Annotated in this window: 1 protein-coding gene and 2 pseudogenes; 1 reads left to right on the top strand and 2 read right to left on the bottom strand. The window is 67.5% G+C overall.

Annotation, left to right across the window (positions count from 1 at the left end; genetic code table 11):
• Positions 1-379, top strand: a pseudogene (locus tag BIS11_RS17670) (peptidylprolyl isomerase); the annotation flags it as partial.
• Between the two features lie 82 nt (positions 380-461).
• On the opposite strand, the gene BIS11_RS17665 reads toward BIS11_RS17670, so the two are convergent.
• Both BIS11_RS17665 and BIS11_RS17660 read right to left on the bottom strand, forming a co-directional pair.
• Positions 462-1,241, bottom strand: coding sequence for a UDP-2,3-diacylglucosamine diphosphatase (locus BIS11_RS17665; protein ID WP_253418249.1), 780 nt, complete (start codon positions 1,239-1,241; stop codon positions 462-464).
• An 11-nt stretch (positions 1,242-1,252) separates the two neighbouring features.
• A pseudogene (locus BIS11_RS17660) lies at positions 1,253-1,365 on the bottom strand (peptidylprolyl isomerase); the annotation flags it as partial.

Raw genomic sequence — 1,365 nt, 5'->3', positions numbered from 1 at the left:
CGTCGCCGCCGCGCAGCGCCAGCGCGCGCTGCAGGACGAGGCCGATCGGCTGGTGGCGGCGCTCGAAGCCGGCGACGAGGTCGATGTCACCTGGCTCGAGGCCAGCGACGTCTCGCGCCAGGGCCCGGCCACGCTGCCCGCTGCGCTGATCGATGGCGTGTTCCGCCTGCCGCGCCCGGAGGAGGGCGAAAGCCGTTTCGCGAGTATCGCCATGCCCGGTACGGTAAGCGTCGTGGCGCTGGACAGCGTCGAGCAAGGTAGTGCCGACGACGACCAGCTGGGCGAGTTCATGGTCCAGTTCGCCGAGCAGATGCGTGCCCAGGCGGCGCTCGAAGGCTTGGTCAAGGCACTGCGCGACGACGCCGACATCGAGCGCTGAGGTTCTCGTCCACTCGGACACGAGCGTTCGTCATCAAAAAAGCCGATCCTTGGATCGGCTTTTTCGTATCTGAGTGCCTGCGCTAGCGTGCGCCAGGTGGTGACGCCAACTCGAAGCGGCGAAGCTCGGGCTCGGGCGTTCGGCCGTCACGGCGCTCGAGTACGATGTCGAAACCGTGGCTCGTGCTCCAGTCACCCAGCACGAAGCGCCGGGCGGGCACGTCCTCGACGCTGAGCGTATGCACCTGCGGGCGATGGGTGTGGCCGTGGATCATCACGCTCACGCCCAGCCGGTGCATCAGGGCGATCACCTCGGCCTCGGTGACGTCCATGATCGCCTGCGCCTTGTCGGCGTTGGCGCTGCTCGATTCCAGGCGCAGCTTGCCGGCCAGTGCCACCCGCTCCTGCAGCGGCATGGCGAGTATCTGCGCTTGCCACTCGGGGCTTCGCGACTGGGCGCGAAACGCCATGTAGGGCTCGTCCCGGGTGCAGAGGCTGTCGCCGTGCAGCAGTACCACGGGCAGCCCCTCGAGCTCGACCTCGTGCACCTCGGGCAGCGCCTCGGCGCCACAGGCGGCGAGAAAGCGCTCGCCGAGCAGGAAGTCGCGGTTGCCGTGCTGGAAGTAGACCCGCGTGCCCGCATCGCTGAGCGCGCGCAGCCGAGTGATCACTTCACGCGCAACGGCAGCGACGGGGTGCGGCGTGTCGAGCACGTCATCGCCTATCCAGGCATCGAACAGATCCCCCAGGATATAGAGCGCGTCGGCTCCCTGGGCGGTATGCTCCAGGTAACGGTAGAAGCCCTGGTTGATCTCGGGCGTGTCACCGCTCAAGTGCGTGTCGGCTACCAGCAGAGTGCGCATGATACCCCCGCTCAGTCTTCTTTGACGTAGGCGCGCTCGATGATGACGTCCTCGGCGGGCACGTCGGCATGCATGCCACGGCGGGTGGTGGCCACGCCCTTGATGGCATTGACCACGTCCATGC

The sequence above is a fragment of the Halomonas sp. 707D4 genome (assembly GCF_024158685.1).
GTDB lineage: Bacteria > Pseudomonadota > Gammaproteobacteria > Pseudomonadales > Halomonadaceae > Vreelandella.
Note: the sequence above shows the minus strand (reverse complement) of the source record. Positions and strands in the feature narration are given on the sequence as shown.